Source organism: Rhodococcus sp. NBC_00294 (assembly GCF_036163995.1).
Taxonomy (GTDB): Bacteria; Actinomycetota; Actinomycetes; order Mycobacteriales; family Mycobacteriaceae; genus Rhodococcoides.
Genome location: NZ_CP108043.1, coordinates 3,409,452 through 3,429,956, shown reverse-complemented (window position 1 = coordinate 3,429,956; position 20,505 = coordinate 3,409,452). Strand labels below are relative to the sequence as shown.

22 protein-coding genes and 1 tRNA gene are annotated in these 20,505 nt (G+C 67.5%); 12 read left to right on the top strand and 11 right to left on the bottom strand.

What is annotated here, in order from left to right; all coding sequences use genetic code 11:
- The first annotated feature begins 46 nt into the window (after positions 1-46).
- The 6 genes from trpB to OHB23_RS15980 all read left to right on the top strand — a co-directional run bounded on the left by trpB (position 47) and on the right by OHB23_RS15980 (position 6,282).
- Positions 47-1,306, top strand: a complete 1,260-nt coding sequence (gene trpB / locus OHB23_RS16005) for a tryptophan synthase subunit beta (protein ID WP_027506783.1) — start codon at positions 47-49, stop codon at positions 1,304-1,306.
- A 20-nt stretch (positions 1,307-1,326) separates the two neighbouring features.
- Positions 1,327-2,130, top strand: coding sequence for a tryptophan synthase subunit alpha (gene trpA / locus OHB23_RS16000; protein ID WP_056448083.1), 804 nt, complete (start codon positions 1,327-1,329; stop codon positions 2,128-2,130).
- On the top strand, positions 2,130-3,140 hold the full coding sequence (gene lgt, locus OHB23_RS15995) for a prolipoprotein diacylglyceryl transferase (RefSeq protein ID WP_328811660.1): 1,011 nt from the start codon (positions 2,130-2,132) through the stop codon (positions 3,138-3,140). The genes trpA and lgt overlap by 1 nt, the downstream gene beginning before the upstream one ends.
- Complete coding sequence (locus tag OHB23_RS15990; protein WP_222650457.1) at positions 3,118-3,828, top strand: TM2 domain-containing protein; 711 nt, start codon at positions 3,118-3,120, stop codon at positions 3,826-3,828. Before lgt ends, OHB23_RS15990 begins: the two co-directional genes overlap by 23 nt.
- Positions 3,829-3,927: 99 nt before the next feature.
- Positions 3,928-5,346 (top strand): pyruvate kinase, encoded by a 1,419-nt coding sequence (pyk, locus tag OHB23_RS15985; RefSeq protein WP_027506780.1) that lies wholly within the window; start codon positions 3,928-3,930, stop codon positions 5,344-5,346.
- 60 nt (positions 5,347-5,406) lie between these two features.
- The gene (locus tag OHB23_RS15980; RefSeq protein WP_027506779.1) at positions 5,407-6,282 is read left to right on the top strand and encodes an acyl-CoA thioesterase; all 876 of its coding nucleotides are present in this window, start codon (positions 5,407-5,409) and stop codon (positions 6,280-6,282) included.
- Here the strand turns inward: OHB23_RS15980 and OHB23_RS15975 are convergent.
- Positions 6,257-6,505 (bottom strand): helix-turn-helix transcriptional regulator, encoded by a 249-nt coding sequence (locus OHB23_RS15975; protein ID WP_027506778.1) that lies wholly within the window; start codon positions 6,503-6,505, stop codon positions 6,257-6,259. The two genes, OHB23_RS15980 and OHB23_RS15975, sit on opposite strands and share 26 nt — an antisense overlap.
- 128 nt (positions 6,506-6,633) lie before the next feature.
- On the opposite strand from OHB23_RS15975, the gene OHB23_RS15970 reads away from it, so the two are divergent.
- On the top strand, positions 6,634-6,999 hold the full coding sequence (locus tag OHB23_RS15970; RefSeq protein ID WP_082544652.1) for a helix-turn-helix domain-containing protein: 366 nt from the start codon (positions 6,634-6,636) through the stop codon (positions 6,997-6,999).
- Positions 7,000-7,008: 9 nt separating this feature from the next.
- Here OHB23_RS15970 and OHB23_RS15965 read toward each other — a convergent pair whose 3' ends face one another.
- The 3 genes from OHB23_RS15965 to OHB23_RS15955 are packed head-to-tail and all read right to left on the bottom strand — an operon-like array spanning position 7,009 to position 8,617.
- Positions 7,009-7,668 carry a YoaK family protein gene (locus OHB23_RS15965; protein WP_328809882.1) on the bottom strand — a complete coding sequence of 220 codons (660 nt, stop codon included), beginning with the start codon at positions 7,666-7,668 and terminating at the stop codon, positions 7,009-7,011.
- Positions 7,665-8,162 (bottom strand): DNA-deoxyinosine glycosylase, encoded by a 498-nt coding sequence (locus OHB23_RS15960; RefSeq protein WP_328809881.1) that lies wholly within the window; start codon positions 8,160-8,162, stop codon positions 7,665-7,667. The genes OHB23_RS15965 and OHB23_RS15960 overlap by 4 nt, the downstream gene beginning before the upstream one ends.
- Positions 8,159-8,617, bottom strand: coding sequence for an anthrone oxygenase family protein (locus tag OHB23_RS15955; protein WP_308115500.1), 459 nt, complete (start codon positions 8,615-8,617; stop codon positions 8,159-8,161). Before OHB23_RS15955 ends, OHB23_RS15960 begins: the two co-directional genes overlap by 4 nt.
- Before the next feature lie 72 nt (positions 8,618-8,689).
- Here OHB23_RS15955 and OHB23_RS15950 point away from each other — a divergent pair, with 72 nt between their 5' ends.
- On the top strand, positions 8,690-9,067 hold the full coding sequence (locus tag OHB23_RS15950) for a hypothetical protein (protein WP_222638626.1): 378 nt from the start codon (positions 8,690-8,692) through the stop codon (positions 9,065-9,067).
- 21 nt (positions 9,068-9,088) lie between these two features.
- On the opposite strand, the gene OHB23_RS15945 is transcribed toward OHB23_RS15950, so the two are convergent.
- A tRNA-Leu gene (locus OHB23_RS15945) sits at positions 9,089-9,165 on the bottom strand.
- A gap of 149 nt (positions 9,166-9,314) precedes the next feature.
- Between OHB23_RS15945 and OHB23_RS15940 the strand changes: the two genes are divergently transcribed.
- Positions 9,315-9,920, top strand: coding sequence for an ANTAR domain-containing response regulator (locus OHB23_RS15940; protein WP_027506773.1), 606 nt, complete (start codon positions 9,315-9,317; stop codon positions 9,918-9,920).
- 189 nt (positions 9,921-10,109) lie between these two features.
- Positions 10,110-11,447 carry an ABC transporter substrate-binding protein gene (locus OHB23_RS15935; RefSeq protein WP_027506772.1) on the top strand — a complete coding sequence of 446 codons (1,338 nt, stop codon included), beginning with the start codon at positions 10,110-10,112 and terminating at the stop codon, positions 11,445-11,447.
- Positions 11,448-11,659: 212 nt separating this feature from the next.
- Here the strand turns inward: OHB23_RS15935 and OHB23_RS15930 are convergent, their stop codons facing one another.
- From OHB23_RS15930 to OHB23_RS15915, 4 genes are read right to left on the bottom strand one after another with little or no spacing between them, the layout of a single operon-like run.
- Entirely contained in the window at positions 11,660-12,484 is an 825-nt protein-coding gene (locus tag OHB23_RS15930; protein ID WP_027506771.1) for an ABC transporter ATP-binding protein, read from the bottom strand.
- Positions 12,481-13,494: an ABC transporter ATP-binding protein gene (locus OHB23_RS15925; RefSeq protein WP_027506770.1), complete on the bottom strand. Its 1,014-nt coding sequence runs from the start codon at positions 13,492-13,494 to the stop codon at positions 12,481-12,483. Before OHB23_RS15925 ends, OHB23_RS15930 begins: the two co-directional genes overlap by 4 nt.
- The gene (locus OHB23_RS15920; RefSeq protein WP_027506769.1) at positions 13,484-14,476 is read right to left on the bottom strand and encodes a branched-chain amino acid ABC transporter permease; all 993 of its coding nucleotides are present in this window, start codon (positions 14,474-14,476) and stop codon (positions 13,484-13,486) included. Before OHB23_RS15920 ends, OHB23_RS15925 begins: the two co-directional genes overlap by 11 nt.
- Positions 14,477-14,478: 2 nt before the next feature.
- On the bottom strand, positions 14,479-15,861 hold the full coding sequence (locus OHB23_RS15915) for a branched-chain amino acid ABC transporter permease (RefSeq protein ID WP_027506768.1): 1,383 nt from the start codon (positions 15,859-15,861) through the stop codon (positions 14,479-14,481).
- 215 nt (positions 15,862-16,076) lie between these two features.
- Here OHB23_RS15915 and polA point away from each other — a divergent pair, with 215 nt between their 5' ends.
- A complete protein-coding gene (gene polA, locus OHB23_RS15910) occupies positions 16,077-18,740 on the top strand; it encodes a DNA polymerase I (protein ID WP_328811659.1) in 2,664 nt (887 codons plus the stop codon).
- An 81-nt stretch (positions 18,741-18,821) separates the two neighbouring features.
- Here the strand turns inward: polA and trxA are convergent, their stop codons facing one another.
- Positions 18,822-19,193: a thioredoxin gene (trxA, locus tag OHB23_RS15905; protein WP_027506766.1), complete on the bottom strand. Its 372-nt coding sequence runs from the start codon at positions 19,191-19,193 to the stop codon at positions 18,822-18,824.
- Between the two features lie 103 nt (positions 19,194-19,296).
- Entirely contained in the window at positions 19,297-20,295 is a 999-nt protein-coding gene (locus tag OHB23_RS15900) for a GlxA family transcriptional regulator (RefSeq protein WP_027506765.1), read from the bottom strand.
- A gap of 83 nt (positions 20,296-20,378) precedes the next feature.
- Here OHB23_RS15900 and OHB23_RS15895 point away from each other — a divergent pair, with 83 nt between their 5' ends.
- Entirely contained in the window at positions 20,379-20,504 is a 126-nt protein-coding gene (locus OHB23_RS15895) for a hypothetical protein (protein WP_261769712.1), read from the top strand.
- The last annotated feature ends 1 nt before the right edge of the window (position 20,505 follow it).

Here is a 20,505-nt window from a genome sequence, read left to right as displayed (position 1 = left end):
CCACCCGGCTCGTCGTCCCGGTGTGTCATCGGGCAGACTCGACACCGTGACTACCAGCTATCTTCCGAACTCGAGCGACGGCATCACCGATCGCACCGATCACGACCCCGACCTCGGCGGACACTTCGGTAAGTACGGCGGCCGCTACGTGCCCGAGGCGCTCATGGGCGTCATCGAGGAAGTCACCACCGAGTACGCCAAGGCGCGCGGAGATCGAGACTTCCTCGACGAGCTCGATCGTCTGCAGCGCGACTACACCGGTCGCCCGTCGCCGATCTTCGAGGCGGCGAATCTGTCGAAGCAGGCCGGTGGGGCCCGCATCTTCCTCAAGCGCGAGGACCTCAACCACACCGGTTCGCACAAGATCAACAACGTGCTGGGCCAGGTGCTGCTCGCCAAGCGGATGGGCAAGACCCGCGTCATCGCCGAGACGGGCGCCGGCCAGCACGGCGTCGCCACGGCCACGGCCTGTGCGCTGCTCGGCCTCGAGTGCCTCGTCTACATGGGCGAGGTGGACACCGAGCGTCAGGCCCTCAACGTCGCCCGGATGAAGCTCCTCGGTTCCGACGTCGTCGCGGTGACGTCCGGCTCGCGCACACTCAAGGACGCCATCAACGAGGCGCTGCGCGACTGGGTGACCAACGCGGACGAGACCTACTACTGCTTCGGCACCGTCGCCGGACCGCACCCGTTCCCCATGATGGTCCGCGATTTCCAGCGCATCATCGGCATGGAGGCACGCGCACAGATGCTGCACGATCACGGCCGGCTTCCCGACGCCATCGCCGCGTGCGTCGGCGGCGGGTCGAACGCCATCGGCATCTTCCACGCCTTCATCGACGACGCGGACGTCCGGCTGATCGGGTACGAGGCAGCCGGCGACGGCATCGAGACGGGTCGCCACGCCGCGACCATCGGTGCGGGCTCGCCCGGCGCCCTCCACGGCGCCTTCTCGTACCTGCTGCAGGACGAGGACGGTCAGACCATCGACTCGCACTCCATCTCCGCCGGGCTCGACTACCCGGGCGTCGGACCGGAGCACTCGTACCTCAACGACATCGGGCGAGCCGAGTACCGACCCATCACCGACACGGAGGCCATGGAGGCCTTCACTCTGCTGTGCAAGACCGAGGGCATCATCCCGGCGATCGAGTCCGCGCACGCCATCGCGGGTGCCGTGAAGCTCGGTCGTGAACTCGGTGACGGCGCCATGATCCTGGTCAACCTCTCCGGTCGCGGAGACAAGGACGTCGACACCGCCGCGAAGTGGTTCGGCATCCTGGACGAGAAGGGCAACGTGACGTGAGCACCCCCACCCCCATCCCGGTGCACTCCGGTCCGTCGCGGTTGGGCCCGGTCTTCGACCACACCCGCGGTGAGCACCGCGCCGCCCTCGTCGGCTACCTGCCCGCCGGGTTCCCGACGGTGCCCGAGTCGATCGACGCCGTGCGCGCGCTCGTCGACAGCGGATGCGACATCATCGAGGTCGGCGTCCCGTACTCCGATCCCGTCATGGACGGCCCCACCATCGCGGCCGCCGCAGGGCGCGCCCTGGCCAACGGCGCCCGCGTCCGCGACGTCTTCACCGTGGTCGAGGCCATCGCCGACGCCGGTGGCAAGGCCGTCGTCATGACGTACTGGAACCCGGTCATGAAGTACGGCGTGACCGAGTTCGCCGCGAATCTCGCGTCGGCAGGCGGCCTCGGCATGATCACGCCGGACCTGATCCCCGACGAGGCCGGCGACTGGCTCGGCGCCTCCGAGGAGCACGGGCTCGATCGCATCTTCCTCGTCGCACCGTCGTCGACGGAGGAGCGTCTCTCGCGCACCGTGCAGTCGAGCAGCGGTTTCGTCTACGCTGCGTCGACCATGGGCGTGACGGGTGCCCGCGACGCGGTGTCCTCGGCCGCGCCCGCACTGGTGTCCCGCATCCGCGTGCACTCCGACATCCCCATCGGCATCGGCCTCGGGGTGCGTTCCGGTGCCCAGGCCGCGGAGATCGCCGCGTACGCCGACGCCGTCATCGTCGGATCCGCGCTCGTCTCCGCCGTCGACCAGGGTGTCGGCGCCGTCTCCGCGCTCACCGCCGAACTCGCCGAGGGCGTGCGGTCGGCGAAGGCCGCGTCGTGATGCTCGCGGCGAACACCGCCGTGCTCGCCTACATCCCCAGTCCGCCGCAGGGCGTCTGGTACGTCGGGCCGCTCGCACTGCGGGCGTACGCCTTCTTCATCATCGTCGGCATCGTCGTCGCGATCGTGTGGGGTGACCGCCGCTGGGTCGCCCGCGGCGGCGACAAGGGGACCGTCCTCGACGTCGCCGTGTGGGCCGTGCCGTTCGGTCTCATCGGCGGCCGGCTCTACCACGTCATCACCGACGCGCCGACGTACTTCGGCGAGGGTGGCAATCCGATCGACGCCCTCAAGATCTGGCAGGGCGGTCTCGGCATCTGGGGCGCCGTCTTCCTGGGTGGTGTCGGCGCGTGGATCGCCTGCAGGCGACGCGGGATACCGCTCCCGGCCTTCGGCGACGCCGTCGCGCCGGGCATCCTCCTCGCGCAGGCCATCGGCCGCATCGGCAACTACTTCAACCAGGAGCTCTACGGACGCGACACCACCCTGCCGTGGGGCCTCGAGATCTACGAACGCGTCGACGCCAACGGTCGGGTCGACTCCCTCGCCGGCGTCTCCACCGGGATCGTCGAGCGGGTCGTGCATCCGACGTTCCTGTACGAACTGTTGTGGAACGTCGTCGTCGTCGTGCTCCTGGTGCTGGTCGACCGTCGCTTCCGCCTCGGACACGGCCGCATCTTCGCCCTGTACGTCGCGGGCTACTGCGCCGGACGCTTCGTCATCGAGCTGATGCGCAGCGACTTCGCGACGCTGATCGGCGGCATCCGCGTCAACTCGTTCACCTCCGGCATCGTCTTCCTGCTCGCGCTGGCGTACGTCGTCCTCGCGCCCAAGGGTCGTGAGGAACCGGCCACGCTGCGCACCCGGACCGACGAGGTCGAGCCTGACGGTGAGGTGACGGACGAGGCGGACGCCGAGGCTCCGGCGAAGGACGAGGACCGATCCACCGACGAGGTGACCACCCCGACGACGAGTGAGGACGAGGGACGTGACCGATCCGGACAAGCCTGACCTGACGAAGAAGTCGACCGGCTCGGACCCCGTGGGGTCCGACGACGTCACCGGGAGCACTCCCGGTCCGGGGTGGAACACCAACGCCAGTTTCGGCGAGGGTCCGGGTTCCGGCGCCTACCCGTCCTACCCGTCGCCGGGGACGTACCCCGAACCGTCGGCCGGTGACACGGCTGCCTTCGGCTACCCGGTCGGCGAGTACGGCTCCTGGAATCGTGAGCCCGAGTCGACGGACTGGTCCGCACGGCCGGCCGCGGACACCCCGTACGCCCAGCCGCAGTACGCCCAGCCGCAGTACGGGCAGCCCCAGTACGGTCAGCAGCCGCAGTACGGGCAGCCACCGTTCGCGGGCGGCCACGGCGTCGATCCGATGGCGCCGTTCGGTCGAGACATGGGGACGGGTGAACCGTTCGGCGACAAGTCGAAGGTGACGGCAGGTGTTCTCCAGTTGGCCCCGCTGCTCTTCGGTCTGCCGCTCGGCATCGGCCGGTTCTACATCGGCTCGACGGTGCTCGGCGTCGCGCAGCTCGTGTCGTTCATCGTGAGCGTCCTGCTGACCGTGACGATCATCGGCGCGTTGATCGGTATCCCGCTCTACGCGGCCGTCTGGCTGTGGTGCCTCGTCGACGGCATCGTGATGCTCGTGAGCAAGGTCCGCGACGGGAACGGCCGACTTCTCAAACCCTGAACGACCTCCCGGTTAACTACTGGCCAGTAGCCCAATTGTCAGGACATAGAGCGGCGTCGTCGATAGGAATCGGGTCCGGCGGGGACTAGGCTTGCGCCCGTGACCCGACGGACGAAGATCGTATGCACCCTGGGACCGGCGACTGCCACCGACGAGAGAATCAAGGAACTCGTCGAGAGCGGAATGGATGTGGCTCGGCTGAATTTCAGCCACGGCGACTACCCCGACCACGAGGCGAACTACAAGCGGGTGCGTGCGGCGTCGAACGCCACCGGGAAGGCCGTGGGCATCCTCGCCGACCTGCAGGGTCCGAAGATCCGGCTCGGCCGGTTCAAGGAGGGCAAGACCACCTGGGCCAACGGTGAGCTGATTCGCATCACGGTCGAGGAGTGCGAGGGCACCCACGATCGGGTCTCCACGACCTACAAGGAACTCGCGCAGGACGCCAAGGAAGGCGATCGCCTCCTCGTCGACGACGGCAAGGTCGGTCTGGTCGTCACCGGTGTCGAGGGCAACGACGTCCTCTGCCGCGTGACCGAGGGCGGCCCAGTCAGCAACAACAAGGGCGTGTCCCTCCCCGGCATGGACGTGTCGGTTCCCGCCATGTCGGACAAGGACACCGAGGATCTCGAGTTCGCTCTGGCCCTGGGAGTCGACTTCATCGCACTGTCGTTCGTGCGGTCGCCGGCCGACGTCGAGCTGGTGCACGCGATCATGGACCGGGTGGGCCGCCGGGTCCCCGTCATCGCCAAGATCGAGAAGCCGGAAGCGGTCGACAACCTCGAGGCCATCGTCCTCGCGTTCGACGCGGTGATGGTCGCGCGTGGTGACCTCGGTGTCGAGCTCCCGCTCGAGCAGGTGCCGCTGGTGCAGAAGCGCGCCATCCAGATCGCGCGCGCCAACGCCAAGCCTGTCATCGTCGCCACGCAGATGCTCGAGTCGATGATCGAGAACTCGCGTCCCACCCGCGCGGAGGCGTCCGACGTCGCGAACGCGGTGCTTGACGGCACCGACGCCGTCATGCTGTCCGGCGAGACCTCCGTCGGCAAGTTCGTCATGGAGACGGTGCGCACGATGGCACGCATCGTGGAGACCGTCGAGATGGAGGGCGACGCGGTTCCGGCGCTCACCCACACTCCGCGCACCAAGCGCGGCGTCATCTCCTACGCGGCTCGCGACATCGGAGAGCGGCTCGACGCACGCGCTCTCGTTGCCTTCACGCAGTCCGGTGACACCGTGCGGCGCATGGCGCGTCTGCATTCGCGGCTGCCGCTGCTGGCCTTCACGTCCATCCCCGAGGTGCGCAGTCAGCTCGCTCTGACCTGGGGCACCGAGACGTTCCTGGTGCCGTTCGTCGACACCACCGACGGCATGGTGCGTGAGGTCGACAAGTCGTTGCTCGAGCTCGACCGTTATCACCGCGGCGACCAGGTCGTGATCGTCGCCGGTGCGCCTCCCGGCACTGTAGGCTCCACCAACTTGATCCACGTGCACCGAATCGGAGAAGAGGACCGGTAAGTGACCGAACTGGGGGGAACGGTCGACAGACCGGAATCGGCGCGTCGGGGGGACGCGCCGATCGCCACGGCGGGGCGCTCACGCGACCTCGACGTGTTGCTGGACATCCTCGACCTCACGGAGGTCGACGAGAACACCTACGTCGGCCGTCACCCGGCAGAGGTCGGGAGCAGAACGTTCGGCGGACAGCTGGTCGCCCAGGCGCTGGTCGCGGCCGGCCGCACCGTCAGCGGGGCGAGGCCGATCCACGCCATCAACGCACACTTCATTCGCGGCGGAGATGTCAAGCGAGACATCACTTTCCGCGTGGAACGTCATCGTGACGGCCGCGCCTTCGCCAACCGTCAGGTGACGGCTTACCAGGGTGACGAGGAGCTGTTCGTCATGCTCGCCGCCTACCAGGACTCGCGCGGCGGCCTCGAGCACAGCGTCGAGTGGCCCGAGGTGGAGTACCCGGAATCGCTGCCGCCGCTGGGCAACCACTTCGACGGGTACGAGGACCGTCTGAAGATGTTCGTGGACGCGCTGAAGCCGATCGACATGCGGTACGCCAATGATCCGGCCTGGATCATGAAGGGCACCGGAGAACGGTCGAACCACAACAGGGTATGGATGAAGTCCGACGGACCGTTGCCCGACGATCCCGCTCTGCACGTCGCCACGATGGGATACGCGTCGGACACGACGGTGCTCGACTCGATCATCACCACACACGGTCTGTCCTGGGGTTTCGACCGCATCGTGGCCGCGACAGTGAACCATTCCATCTGGTTCCACCGTCCGTTCCGCTTCGACGAGTGGATGCTCTACGCCACCGAGTCGCCGGTCGCCGCGGGGTCCCGCGGACTGGCCACCGGCCGATTCTTCTCGCGCGGAGGAGAATTGGTGGCGACCGTGGTGCAGGAAGGGCTCATCCGCCATTTCCCGGCACGATGACGCGGTCGTCGGTCACCACGAAGACGTCGTCGAAGCGGTCGGTCCCGAACTCCGAGAGCAGGCCGGCGATGAATTTCGTTCCGGGCGCGCACTTCCCGCTGAGAATGCGGGAGACCGTGGCCGGGTCGACCCCGATGCGTTCGGCCAGTTGCCCGTCGGTCGTGATGTGAGCGAAGCGCCGTAGTCGTTCCAGCCCGTCGCGGTCCAGCTCGAGATTCGCCATCGATTCCCCCCGGTGATCGATCGTGTCGCGCTCGTTGCGCGCACGAGACGAAAGGTACACATGCACTGGCGGGCGGGCAATCGACACACTGCGCGTGAACTTGCGTCCGTGTCAGTAGTGTTCGCGCCATGGATCAGACGTCCGGGGTGGGGGAGACGTGGTGGGAGTATCTGAACCGCGTCACAGACAGAGCATCACAAGTGGAGATCGCGCGGGCTGCAGGGGTGGACCCCGCGTCGGTCTCGAGATGGAAACTGGGGAAGAACACGCCGAGTGCGGATCGCGTGATCGCGGTCGCACGGCACTTCGGTCGGAATCCGGTGGAGGCGCTCGTCGTCGCGCGCTACCTCGAGCCTCGAGAAGTCGACGCGTCGATCGAGTTGGCCGCCAGCGCCGCCGCGCTGACGGACGACGAGTTGATCACGGCCGTCCGACGTCGACTCGAGCTGGCGCGGGGCATGGTCGCATCGGGGTCACCGGTGAGCCACGACTGACCGGGGTGTTCAGGGCGTGCGCTCGTCGATGACGAAGATCGCGAGCGTCGCCGCCAACACCGCGGCCGGTATCCACGCGGCGCGGACGCCGACGGACCCGGTCGCGGCGGCGCCGGCGAGTGCGCCGAGGACGAACACGGCGATCACGGCGCTGTAGACACCGAACGCCCGTCGGCCGGCGGAGTCGCGGTCGACGATCGCAGCGAAGCCGGCCTCGTTCACGCGCATCAGATTTCCGGTCATCGCGATCGCGATGTAATTGAGATCGCCGATGTTCCGGAACAGGGCGATCTGCAGCGCGGCGATGAACGAGATCGGCACGGTGACCAGCGCATTCGGCACAGTGGCGGGTACGAAGCCCACCACGGCGAGGATGCCTGCCTGCGCCGCGATGGACCACCGGATCGGCCGGTGCACTCGGCGTTCGGCCCGTACCGTCTTGATGACCTTGGCGATCGAGACACCGACCACGAACGCGAGGATCGGCCACAGGTGTTGGGCCGCGTCCCGCCAGTGCGTCCGCGACACCTCGATCGCCAGGAAGATGACGTTGCCCGTCTGCGCGTTGGCGAAGACGCCGCCTCGGCTGACGTAGGTGTAGGCATCGAGGAACCCGCTCGCGGCGGTGACGAGGAGCGCGAAGCGCAGACTCGAGGCCGTCGCGGTCACCGGTCGTCCCTCGCGACGATGCGCCAGGCGTCGACCTTCGCCGCCGTGCTCAGGGCGGCATGGGCGGGGCTGGTGGACGGCAGCCGGAACGACTCGACGGGACGGGAGAGCGCCACGTGGCGAGCGAACAGCCGCGCCGCCGCAGCGCCGTTGAACACGATGCGGTCGAGGGTGGGGTGGGCCGTGAGCAGCGCGTCGATGTCGTTCGGCACCACCGTGTCGCTCTCGATGGCCGAGTCGAGACTGCCCTCGCGAGTGCACAGTTCGAGAACGTCCCACACCGCGACGCCCGCGGCCGTGAGTGCGCGCACGCGCTCCGCGTAACCGGCATCCCCGGGTAGGTGGAAGAGGTGAGTCATGATGGGCCAGAACGCGTTCCGCGGATGGGCGTAATACTGCTCGGCTGTCAGCGACGCGACCCCCGGCATGGAACCGAGCACCAGCGTGTGCGGCGAGTCGCCGACGAGCGGGGCGAAGCCGTGCACCACCGTCATGCTGCGACACCGGCGACGACGAACAGCACCGACGCACCCAGTCCCGCGATCACGCGGACGTGGTTCCACCGGGTCCACCGAGTGAGGTACTCGGGCCACACGTCCTCCGCGGCAGCGAGCCGATCGTTGAGCGGCACGTTGACGGCGACGGTCACGCCGAGGCAGCCCGCGACGTAGAGCGCCGCCGCCGCTGCGACGAGAACGGCGGGTGTGCCAGGCTCGAGGAACGCGGTGACGGCGGCGAGGACCGATGCCGCCGCGGTACCGAACAGCAGGACCATGAAGACGGGAGCGACGATGACCACGTTCACGCGCGTCATCACCGCCGTGGCGGCGGACGCGGGCTGTACGCCCAGCGCCGGCATCACGGCGATGGAGAAGGCCAGCAGGACGCCGGCCACCGCAGCGGAACCGACACCCGCCGCGACGACGGCGGCGGAGAGCAGAACGGACACGACGGAGCCTTTCGATGATGCGGCGGTTCTGTCGTCCCATCAGATCACGGTGCCCACCGCCGGGGTCGTCCGATGATCGTCACGAGTGCCTTCTTCGCCGACTACGCGCGCCAGTCGGACCAGAAGCTCGACGTGCTCGGCGGCATCTGGGACTGGTGTGTGCTCCCGTCCCTCGCGCAGCCCGTCGAGGCCTACCTGGTGGTCCTGCTGCAGCGTGGCCCCGACGACGTGTCGGGTGAGCGGGTACGGGTGGAGATCACGGACGGCGAGGACGAGCCTCTGCACGTGTTCGAACTGCCCGTCGCCGGTCACCTCGAGGGGGAGCAGCAGGCTGTGGCGTTCCCGATCTCCTTCGCATGCCGACGGGTGGGGCGCCACGTGCTGCGCCTGACGACGGGGCCGGCCGATCCGGGATTCGCGCTCTCGCTGGACGTTCGATCGATGGCCTGAGCGGCTGCGGGGGAGATGTACTGGTGCCCTCGGTGAGACTCGAACTCACACTGCACGGGTTTTGAATCCGTTTCCTCTGCCAATTGGGATACGAGGGCGAACCGCTCGCGGGGCGAGCTGGTGCGGTCACCGAGTGTAGAAGATCGGTGCCGGATGCGGTGCACCGGTACCCTGACGACGGCCCGGGCGCAGCGTCGAGAACGGCGCCGCCGCGGGGGAGCAGTGCATCGAGGGAGGGCGAGTCAGCGTGAACACACCGGCACCGTCGCAGCCACGTCGTGTGGTGGTCGCGGAGGACGAGTCACTCATTCGGCTGGACCTCGTGGAGATGTTGCGCGAGGAGGGGTACGACGTCGTCGGCGAGGCCGCGGACGGTCAGGAAGCGGTGGACCTCGTCCGCGCCCTGGTTCCGGATCTGGTGATCATGGACGTGAAGATGCCGCGTCGAGACGGTATCGACGCGGCCTCCGAGATCGCCGCGGCTCGGTTGGCTCCGGTCGTGATCCTGACGGCCTTCAGCCAGCGCGAACTCGTCGAGAGGGCCCGCGACGCCGGCGCCATGGCGTATCTGGTGAAGCCCTTCACGAAGGCGGACCTGGTGCCCGCCGTGGAACTGGCCGCCAGCCGGTTCACCGAGATCTCCGCGCTGGAGACCGAGATCGCGGATCTCCACGACCGCCTCGACACGCGCAAACTCATCGAGCGCGCCAAGGGTCTGCTGATGACGTCCCAGTCGCTCTCCGAGCCGGAGGCCTTCACGTGGATCCAGCGGGCCGCGATGGACCGCCGCACCACCATGAAAGCGGTCGCCTCCGTCGTCATCGAGACGCTCGGAGACGCCCCCGTCGCGTGACACCGAGTGCCGTGATCCGGCCTCGAAGACTGTGCCAGGCTACGGCTGCGTTAAAACTGGCTGCGTAGACGTCACAGTAAGGTCACAGGGCTTGTTCCACGGGTCGCGAACCGTCGGGGAGCGATAGGTTCTCCTTCACGAGCGTCACGGTATCGGGTGCGTGACGCACATATTTCTAGGAGACGACAGATGGCAAGACGAACCATCGTTCGGACGGCTGCGGTGGTGAGCGTCGCTTCGCTCGCCCTGTTCGGCTGTTCCTCGAGCGACGATTCGAGTTCCGGCAGCGAAACCAGCGCTGCCGGCGGCTCTTCCGCAGCTGCGGAGGCCACCGTGGACACCGACTGCACACCCGAGCAGGCAACTGCCGGCGCGACGCCGGTGACCACTCCGCTCAAGCTCGGCACACTGCTTCCCGAGACCGGTAGCCTCGCCTTCCTCGGCCCGCCCGAGGTCGCCGGCGTGCAGCTCGCAGTCAACGACGTCAACGGCGCCGGTGGCGTTCTCGACCAGCCGATGGAGCTCATCCCCGGCGACTCGGGCGACACCACCACGGACACCGCGAACAGCACCGTCGACCGCGAGCTCGCGGCCGGCGTCAGTGTCATCCTGGGTGCAGCGTCGTCCTCGGTGTCCCTCAAGGTCATCGACAAGATCGCCAGCGCCGGCGTCGTGCAGATCTCGCCGGCCAACACCTCCGACCAGTTCGTCTGCTACGCGGACAAGGGCCAGTACTTCCGCACGGCACCGACCGATGTGCTTCAGGCACAGGCGCTCTCGCAGCTCATCGCCGAGGACGGCGGCCAGCGCGTCTCCATCCTCGCGCTCAACGACCCGTACGGTACGGGCCTGGCGAGCAACACTGTCACCAACCTCGAGGACGCCGGCATCGCGTCCGACCAGATCCAGAAGATCATCTACGACCCCAACGCGCAGTCGTTCAACGCCGAGGTGGACCAGGTGAAGAACTTCAACCCGGACGCCGTCGCCATCATCGGCTTCGAGGAGTCGGCGAAGATCATCACCCGTATGCACGAGATCGGCATCGGACCGTCGGACGGCACCGCCGTCTACGGCGTCGACGGCAACATGGGCAACGCCCTCGGCGAGTCGGTCGGACCCGGCCTGCTCGACACCATGCGTGGCACCACGCCGCTCACCGACGTGGGCGCCGGCTTCCAGGACCGTCTCAAGGCCGTCAACCCAGCTCTGGTCGACTTCAACTACGCCGGTGAGTCCTACGACGCCGTCGTGATCTCCGCCCTGGCCGCGGAGCAGGCGAAGTCCACCGCGGGTGTCGACATCGCGGCGAACATCAACTCCGTCACCAAGGACGGAACGAAGTGCACCACGTTCCAGGAGTGCCTGCCGCTGGTGAAGGCCGGAACCGACATCGACTACGACGGTGTCACCGGTGAGCTCGCGTTCACCGACGGCGGTGAGCCGTCCGTCGGCTCGTACGGCAAGCTGGTCTTCGGACCGGACAACAAGCTCACCACCGAGGACTACATCGTCGTCGGCGGCTGATCTGCAGTAGCCCGGAACGGGCCCGACTCCACTGGAGTCGGGCCCGTTCTGCTGTCGTGCTCGGGGCTCCCCGTCCGCGAGTACGTCGACAGTGTTGTGAATACGGCTCGTCGCACGGCACTTCGGACGTACTCGCCGAGGGTGAGGGGCCGCAGACAGCGAGAAGGGCGCCCCGAGCGAACTCGGAGCGCCCCTGTCGGTGTGCGCGGGTACTACTTCTTCTCTTTGCTCCCCGCCAACGTGCCGAGGTACAGCTCGATGACCTTGGGGTCGTTCATCAGGTTCGTGCCGGTGTCGGTGTACGCATTCTTGCCCTGATCCAGCACGTAGCCGCGGTCACAGATCTGGAGGCACCGGCGAGCATTCTGCTCCACCATGATGATGGAGACGCCCGCCGCGTTGATCTTCTTGCAGCGAATGAACACCTCGTCCTGGAACATGGGGGACAGGCCCGCCGACGGCTCGTCGAGCAGCAGCACGGACGGTTCCATCATCAGGGCGCGGCCCATGGCCACCATCTGGCGCTCACCGCCGGACAGTGCGCCCGCCTTGATCTTGCGACGCTCGGAGAGCAGCGGGAACAGTTCGCTGACGAAGTCGAACCGCTCCTGGAACTTCTTCGGCCGCAGGTAGATCCCCATCTCGAGGTTCTCCTCGATGGTGAGCGAGGGGAACACGTTCTGCGTCTGCGGAACGTAGCCGACACCCTTGGTCACCAGCACGTGCGCCTCGGCGGACGTGATGGTGTCGCCGCGCAGCGTGACGGATCCGCTGCGGATCGGGATGAGACCGAAGAGTGCCTTGAGCAACGTCGACTTGCCGGCACCGTTGGGGCCGATGATGCCGACGATCTCGCCGTCGTTCAGATAGAAGTTGCAGTCCTTCAGGATGTTCACGCCGGGGATGTATCCGGCCACCAGGTCGTCGGCACGCACGAGCGCGTCGGTGGCCAGGCGGCGGTGTTCGTCCGGTGTCGCCGCGAATTCTGCTGCGGTGAGCCCGGTTCCCCCGGATGTGGTCGCTCCGGATTCGGTCATGTCGTGGTCCTCTTGTCCGTCCCGATCTCGGGTTCGGCCGCGGAGAGATCTCCGCCCGACTCGAGTGTCTCGACCTCGGCCTGCTCGAGCGCCTCGGCCAGTTCTGCCGTGGCGCCCACAGGATTTCCGTCGGCGTCGAACTCGAGCGCCTGATCGTGGTGGCTTCCCAGGTACGCGTCGACGACGGCCTCGTTGTCCGCCAACTGCGCGGGCGCGGACTCGGCGATGACGCTGCCCTGAGCCATGACCACGACCCAGTCACTGATGTCGCGGATGACGTCCATGTCGTGCTCGACGAAGACGACGGTCATGCCGTCGTCGCGCAGCGACTTGATGTGGCCCAGAAGGCTCTGCGTCAGTGCGGGATTCACGCCGGCCATGGGCTCGTCGAGCATGACGACGGCGGGATCGGTCATGAGCGCTCGCGCCATCTCGAGCAGCTTGCGCTGTCCGCCGGAGAGGGATCCCGCGAGGTCCTCGGACTTCGCGTCGAGTTTGAATCGCGCGAGCAGTTCCCGCGCACGCTCGGTGACCTCCCGCTCCTGCGCCTTCCACGTCCACGGCATGAGCGTGTTGAAGATCCGCTCACCCTTCTGTCCCGTGGCACCGAGCCGGACGTTGTCCAGCACGGTCAGCTTCGACAGTGCCTTCGTCAGCTGGAACGTGCGCACCACACCGTGGCGCGCCACCTGGTGCGGCGTCATCCTGCCCAGCGACTTGCCGTCCATCGACCAGGACCCGGTGTCCGGCTGGTCGAACCCGGTGAGCAGGTTGAACAAGGTCGTCTTGCCGGCGCCGTTCGGGCCGATCAGACCGGTGATGCAGCCACGCTGGATCTCGAGGTGTGCCACGTCGACGGCCTTGAGGCCACCGAAGGTCCGGGACACGCCGTCGACCACCATGGTCGGGTCGGGCTTGGCGACGCCGGGGGTGTTCGCGACGTCGGCGAACAACGCCGCGCGCACCTCGGCGCTGAGCGGCTTGCGTGCCGCGATGGTGTTACTTGGCATCGAGCTGTACCTCCCGCTTGTTGCCCAGCAGTCCCTGCGGGCGGAAGATCATCAGCACCGCGATGAGGATGCCGAGGAGGACGAATCGTGTGGCGCCGACCTGCTGTTCGGTCATCGGAATGAGCGGGTCGTCGCCGGCGGCGGCCTGACGCAGCAGCACGTCGGGGATCGACAGGAAGAACCAGAAGAGCATGGCTCCGACGACCGGACCGAAGACCGTGGCCGCACCGCCGAGGATCAGCGCGCCGAAGGCGAAGAAGGTCTGCGCCGTCGAGTAGAAGTCGGGGTTGATCGACTTGGTCTGCAGAGCGTTGAACACGCCGCCCATACCGCCGATGACGCCACCGAGGACGAGGGCCTGCATCTTGTAGACGAAGACGTTCTTGCCCAGCGAGCGGGCGGCGTCCTCGTCCTCGCGCACCGCCTTGAGGACGCGTCCCCAGGGGCTGTGCGTGAGCAGGTACACGAGTCCGCACAGGATCAGCACCAGTGACCATCCGACCACCATGGCCCACAGGTCGTCGCCGTAGAACTTCACGCCGACGAACGAGTACTGCTTGCCCGAGTCGAACGGGCTGAGGTTGGTGAACGGATCGGCGAAACCGAAGAGGCCGTTGGTCGATCCGGTGACACCGTTCGACGCGGTGGACCGGAAGACCAGTCGCAGGATCTCCGACGCCGCGATGGTGACGATGGCGAGATAGTCCGCCCGCAGTCGCAGGGTGGGGATACCGAGCACGAGCGCGAGGAGACCGGCTGCCGCGAGTCCGACGAGGATGCCGAGCCACAGCGGCTGTTCGTACGTGATGGTCATGATGCCGACGCCGTATCCGCCCAGCAGGGCGAAGCCGATCTGACCGAAGTTGAGCAGTCCTGCGTAGCCGAAGTGCAGGTTCAGTCCGATGGCGAGAAGTGCGTAGAAGATCGCGGAGGGCCCGACGAGCTGGGCCAGCGATACCTGGATTGCTCCGATGATGTCCATGGTCAGCCGATCCTTTGCCGCGAGCCCAGGATGCCTTGCGGCCGGACGATGAGGATGACGATCAAGACGAGCAATCCTCCGATGTATTTGAGGTCGGGGTTGATCACGAGCGTCGACCACTGCACCAGCAGACCGACGATGACACAGCCGAGCAGGGCGCCGTACGCCGTACCGAGGCCACCGAGGGTGATGCCGGCGAACATGAGCAGGAGGAGCTTGAAGCCCATCTCCCACTGGACGCGTCCGCCGAGCTCGGAGAGCCCGAACAGCACGCCGCCCAGAGCGGCGAGACCGCCACCCATGCACCAGACGAAGGTCACGACGCGCTCGACGTTGATGCCGGACGACGCGGCGAGATCGCGGTTGTCGGCGACGGCGCGCATGGCCTTGCCGATACGGGTCTTCTGCAGCATGAGCGCGACGAGCACGAGCACCACGACGCTGATGACGATGCAGGCGAGGTTGACGTCGGTGATGGCGAACGGCCCCCACTCACGCTGCACCTGCGCCTGATAGTCCTTGTAGGGCTCGGCGCGGTCGGAGAAGAAGATGAGGATCAGGTACCGCAGGGCGATCGCGAGACCGATCGAGACGACGAGTTGGCCGATGAGGCCGGTCTTGCGTCTGCGCAGCGGTCTCCAGAGTCCGGCGTTGTTCGCCCAGCCGACCGCCACACCGACGATCACCGCCAGGACGGTCGCCGGGATCAGCTGGATCCCGAGCTTCTGGTTGAAGACCCATGCCGCGACGGCGCCGAGCGTGACCAACTCGCCGTGGGCGAAGTTGGTGAGCCCGGTGGTGCCGAAGATGAGGCTCAGACCGATCGCGGCGAGCGCGATGACCAGTCCGAAGCGCAGCCCGTCGATGGTGGTGCGCAGGAACTTCTCGTAGAACGGGACGACCGTGGCGCTGCGTTCCTCACCGAAACTGAAGATGACGGTGTTGGCGCGACCTGCCTCCACGGTGCGTTCGACGTCGCCCTGCACGGAGACACCGTCGGGCAGGGTCTCGGGGTCGACGCGGAACGTGTAACTGCCGGGTGAGACCGGAAGTGTCCATCGCCCACCGGTTTCCGACGTGGTGCGAGCCACCTCGGACTCTCCGGAGTCGAGGGCCACGACGTCGACGCCGACGAGGCGTTCACCGGCGTTGTTCAGGCTGCCGCTGACGTTCACCGCGTCGGCGGGTGGAGCGGAGTCGGACTCGGAGCCGCTCGCGGGTGGGGAGCTCGAGCTCGGAGTGGGGGACGGAGTGGGTTCCTGGGCCAGGGCCGTTCCACCGAAGGTGGCTGCGGCGATGAGGCCGAGGAGTACGACGACGAGCGCGCGGACGAGGGCGGCGGTGGCCGTCGTTCGTCCGGGCCGTCGAGGACTCGAGGGGGGCACGGGGGTCCTCTCGGACGGTCGACTAACGCCGAGGAATCTCGGCTCTGCTTGCAATTGTCGGACTCTATCGGGCTCCGGGTATCGAGAACGGCCGCTTCGATTTCTTCGATGTTTCAGTCTTGTTTCGAAGCGGTCGACCGCCGACCACGCCCGTGTCGGTACGCCTCCCTAGACTGACCTGCGTGAGTCCAGTAACCGAGTCCTCGCCCCTCCTGATGCTGATCGACGGTCACTCGGTGGCGTACCGCGCCTTCTACGCCCTGCCCGCCGAGAACTTCAAGACCACCAGCGGGCAGACCACCAACGCGGTGTACGGGTTCACCTCCATGCTCATCAACCTGCTGCGGGACGAGTCGCCCACGCACGTCGGCGCGGCCTTCGACGTCTCTCGCCAGACCTTCCGGGCGGACAAGTTCCCGGAGTACAAGGCCAATCGCATCAAGACCCCCGACGAGTTCGCGGGCCAGATCGACATCACCAAGGACGTCCTCGGAGCACTGGGCATCCCGGTGATGGCGGAGCCGGGCTTCGAGGCGGACGACATCATCGCCACCCTCACCACGCAGGCGGTCGCGGCGGGGTACCGGGTGCTGGTGGTCACCGGCGACCGGGACTCGCTGCAGTTGGTCAACGACCAGGTGACCGTCCTCTACCCGCGCAAGGGCGTCTCCGACCTGACGCGGTTCACGCCGGCGGAGGTCGAGAGCAAGTACGGACTCACCCCGGCCCAGTATCCGGACTTCGCGGCGCTGCGCGGAGACCCCAGCGACAATCTTCCCGGCATCCCGGGGGTGGGGGAGAAGACCGCCACCAAGTGGATCCGGGAGTACGGCAGCCTCGAGGACCTGGTCGACAAGGTCGACACCGTGCGCGGCAAGGTCGGCGACGCGCTGCGCGCCAATCTCTCCAGCGTCGTCCTCAATCGCCAGCTCACCGAGATGGTGCGCGACGTCCCTCTGCCGTACACACCGGATCAGCTGCAGCTGGCGCCGTGGGACCGCGAACGCGTGCACGCGCTGTTCGACGATCTCGAGTTCCGTGTGTTGCGCGATCGGCTCTTCGCCACCCTTTCGTCGACCGAGCCGGAGGCGGAGGAGGGCTTCGAGGTGCGGGGCCGCGCGCTCGAACCGGGCGAGCTCGCCGAGTGGCTCGAGGCGCACACTCAGGACGGTGTCCGCACTGGGCTCTCCGTCGTGGGGACGCGGTCCCCGTTCGACGGTGACGCGTCGGCCGTCGCGTTCGCGTCGGCGGACGGGGAGGGCGCCTACGTCGAGACCATCGGGCTCACCGCCGAGGACGAGCAGGCACTCGCGGCCTGGTTCGCGAACGAGTCGCGGCCCAAGGCTCTCCACGAGGCCAAGTGGGCGTTGCATGCGCTGCGCGGTCGCGGATGGCCCGTCGCGGGGCTGACCAGCGACACCGCACTCGCGGCCTACCTGGTCCGACCGGGGCAGCGGAGCTTCGCGCTCGACGACCTGTCGCTGCGGTACCTCAAGCGCGAGTTGCGCATCGAGGACGCGGGCGACGCCCAGCTGTCCCTGCTCGACAGCGAGGACGAGACGCAGGCAGCGGTGGCCGAGGGGGAGATCCTGCGAGCGCAGGCGGTGCTGGATCTCGCGGACGCGCTGGACCGTGAGCTCGACGAGATCGAGTCCGCGCCGCTGCTCTCGGACATGGAGCTGCCGCTGCTCGGCGTGCTCGCCACCGTCGAGAACACCGGTATCGCAATCGATCTCGATCATCTGCACGACCTGCAGAGCCAGTTCGCCGGGGAGGTGAGCGTCGCCGCCGAGGCGGCCTACGCGGTGATCGGCAAGCAGATCAACCTCGGGTCACCCAAGCAGTTGCAGGTGGTCCTGTTCGACGAGCTCGACATGCCCAAGACCAAGCGCACCAAGACCGGCTACACCACCGATGCCGAAGCGCTGCAGTCGATGTTCGAGAAGACCGAGCATCCCTTCCTCCGGCACCTGCTCGATCACCGGGACGCCACGCGGCTCAAGGTGACGGTCGACGGTCTGCTCAAGTCGGTCAGCGACGACGGGCGCATCCACACCACGTTCAACCAGACCATCGCCGCGACGGGTCGGCTGTCCTCCACCGAGCCCAACCTGCAGAACATTCCGGTCAAGACGTCCGCGGGCCGTCGCATCAGGGAGGGCTTCGTCGTCGGCGAGGCTTACGACTCGCTGATGACGGCGGACTACAGCCAGATCGAGATGCGGATCATGGCGCACGTCTCCAAGGACGAGGGGCTCATCGAGGCCTTCAACACCGGCGAGGATCTGCACAGCTTCGTCGGGTCGCGCGCTTTCGGGGTGCCCATCGACGAGGTGACGCCGGAGTTGCGCCGCCGGGTCAAGGCGATGTCGTACGGACTGGCGTACGGGCTCAGTGCCTACGGCCTCTCCCAGCAGCTCAAGATCTCCACCGAGGAGGCCAAGGAGCAGATGGAGGCGTACTTCTCCCGGTTCGGTGGGGTGCGCGACTATCTGCACGAGGTCGTGGAGGCGGCGCGCAAGGTCGGCTACACCTCGACTCTCTACGGACGTCGCCGCTACCTGCCGGATCTGACGAGCGACAATCGTCAGCGCCGCGAGGTCGCCGAGCGCGCGGCCCTCAACGCCCCCATCCAGGGCACCGCGGCCGACATCATCAAGGTCGCGATGATCGACGTCCAGCTCGGACTGGTCGAGGCCGGGCTCACCTCGCGGATGCTCCTCCAGGTGCACGACGAACTGGTGCTCGAGGTCGTCGAGTCCGAACGCGCCGAGGTCGAGGCGTTGGTCCGAGACAAGATGGCGCACGCCATCGAGCTGTCGGTGCCGCTCGACGTCTCCGTGGGAACGGGTCGCACCTGGGACGACGCCGCACACTGAGGCGACCACACGACGACGACGGCGGGCGACGGAATCTCTTCCGTCGCCCGCCGTCGTGGTGCGGGTGTCAGCCCGCGGTGGTCACTCGGCCGCGGCCTGCTGCTCCGCGATCTGCTTGCGGACGTCGTCCATGTCCAGGCCCTTGATCTGGCCGACCAGGTCCTCGAGCGCCGCCTGCGGAAGTGCGCCGGGCTGCGCGAAGACGAGGACGCCCTCTCGGAACGCCATGAGCGTGGGAATCGAGCGGATGTTCGCGGCGGCGGCGAGTCCCTGCTCCGCCTCGGTGTCGACCTTGCCGAACACGACGTCGGGGTGCTGCTCCGAGGACTTCTCGAACGTCGGGGCGAACTGCTTGCACGGTCCGCACCAGTCGGCCCAGAAGTCGACCAGAACGACGTCGTTACCGGTGACGGTCTCGTCGAAGTTCTGCTGGGTGAGGGTCTGCGTTGCCACGAGGATCCTTTCGTCGTGAGTGCCGACCCACCTCGTGTGGGCTCCGGCATGGTGTTCTGTCCACCGTCAACAGGCGGACCCGCGCCGTCATTCCCGAATTCGATCAGACCGAGACGGGCGCCGCCCGGAAGGTGCGCCGGTAGGACTGCGGTGTGGTGCGGCGTAGCCGCAGGAAGTGCTGGCGCAACACCGCCGCGGAACCGAATCCCACGGTGTCCGCGACGGCGTCCACCGACAGGTCACTTGACTCGAGGAGTCGCTGCGCCTCGAGAACGCGCTGATCGCTGATCCAGCGTGCCGGGGTCGTGCCCGTCTCCGCCTGGAATCGGCGAGCGAAGGTGCGGGGCGACATCGAGACGCGTGCTGCCAGGACGTCCACGGTGAGGTCCTCGCGCAGGTTCTCGGCGATCCAGTCGATGAGCGGGGCGAGGGTGTCCGAGTCGCAGGTGGGGACGGGCACCGCGACGTACTGGGCCTGGCCGCCGTCACGGTGCGGGGGCACCACCATGCGTCGTGCGATGCCGTTGGCCACCGCGGCGCCCTGTGTGGACCGCACGATGTGCAGGCACAGGTCGATCCCGGCAGCGGTTCCCGCGCTGGTGTAGACGTTGCCGTCCTGGACGTAGAGCACGTTCGAGTCGACCGTGGCGCCGGGAAAGCGCTCGGCCAGGCGCGCCGCATGGCGCCAGTGGGTCGTGCACCGACGTCCGTCCAGCAGTCCCGCCTCGCCGAGAACGAAGGCGCCGGTGCACAGGCTCGCGACGCGCGCGCCTCTCGCCACGGCAGCGCGCAACTTCTCGGCCAGCGGCTCGAGGTCGTGGCCGTCACCGGTGCCGCAGGCGAACGTGCCGTCCGGCGCCGTCGCGGTACCACCCGCGGACATGATGATCAGATCCGCGTCGTCGAGTCGATCGAGGTCGTACGGGACGTCGATGGAGTAGCCGAACCGAGTGCGGATCGGGTCGGGGACGGCCGCGATCAGCGAGAAGTCGTAGACCGGCAGTCCGTCGTCCGACCGGTCGAATCCGAAGACCTCGCACGCGACACCCAGTTCGAACGCCTCGGTCAACGGCAGGAGCGGGACGACCACCTTCGTCAGCATGTCGCCCAGTATGGCAGGAAAACGACGAAATATGTCATTACTGCCACTGTTGGTGGAATCCGCTGCGACGGAGTATTTCTCGCATGACCTTCTTCCTCGTTCTCGCGACAGTCCTGCTCCTCCTCACTGTCCTGGCCGCCCTCGCACTCGCGGATCGGACACCCGACACCCATGCCGAGGTGACCCGCCACGGCGACTACCGTTTCTGAT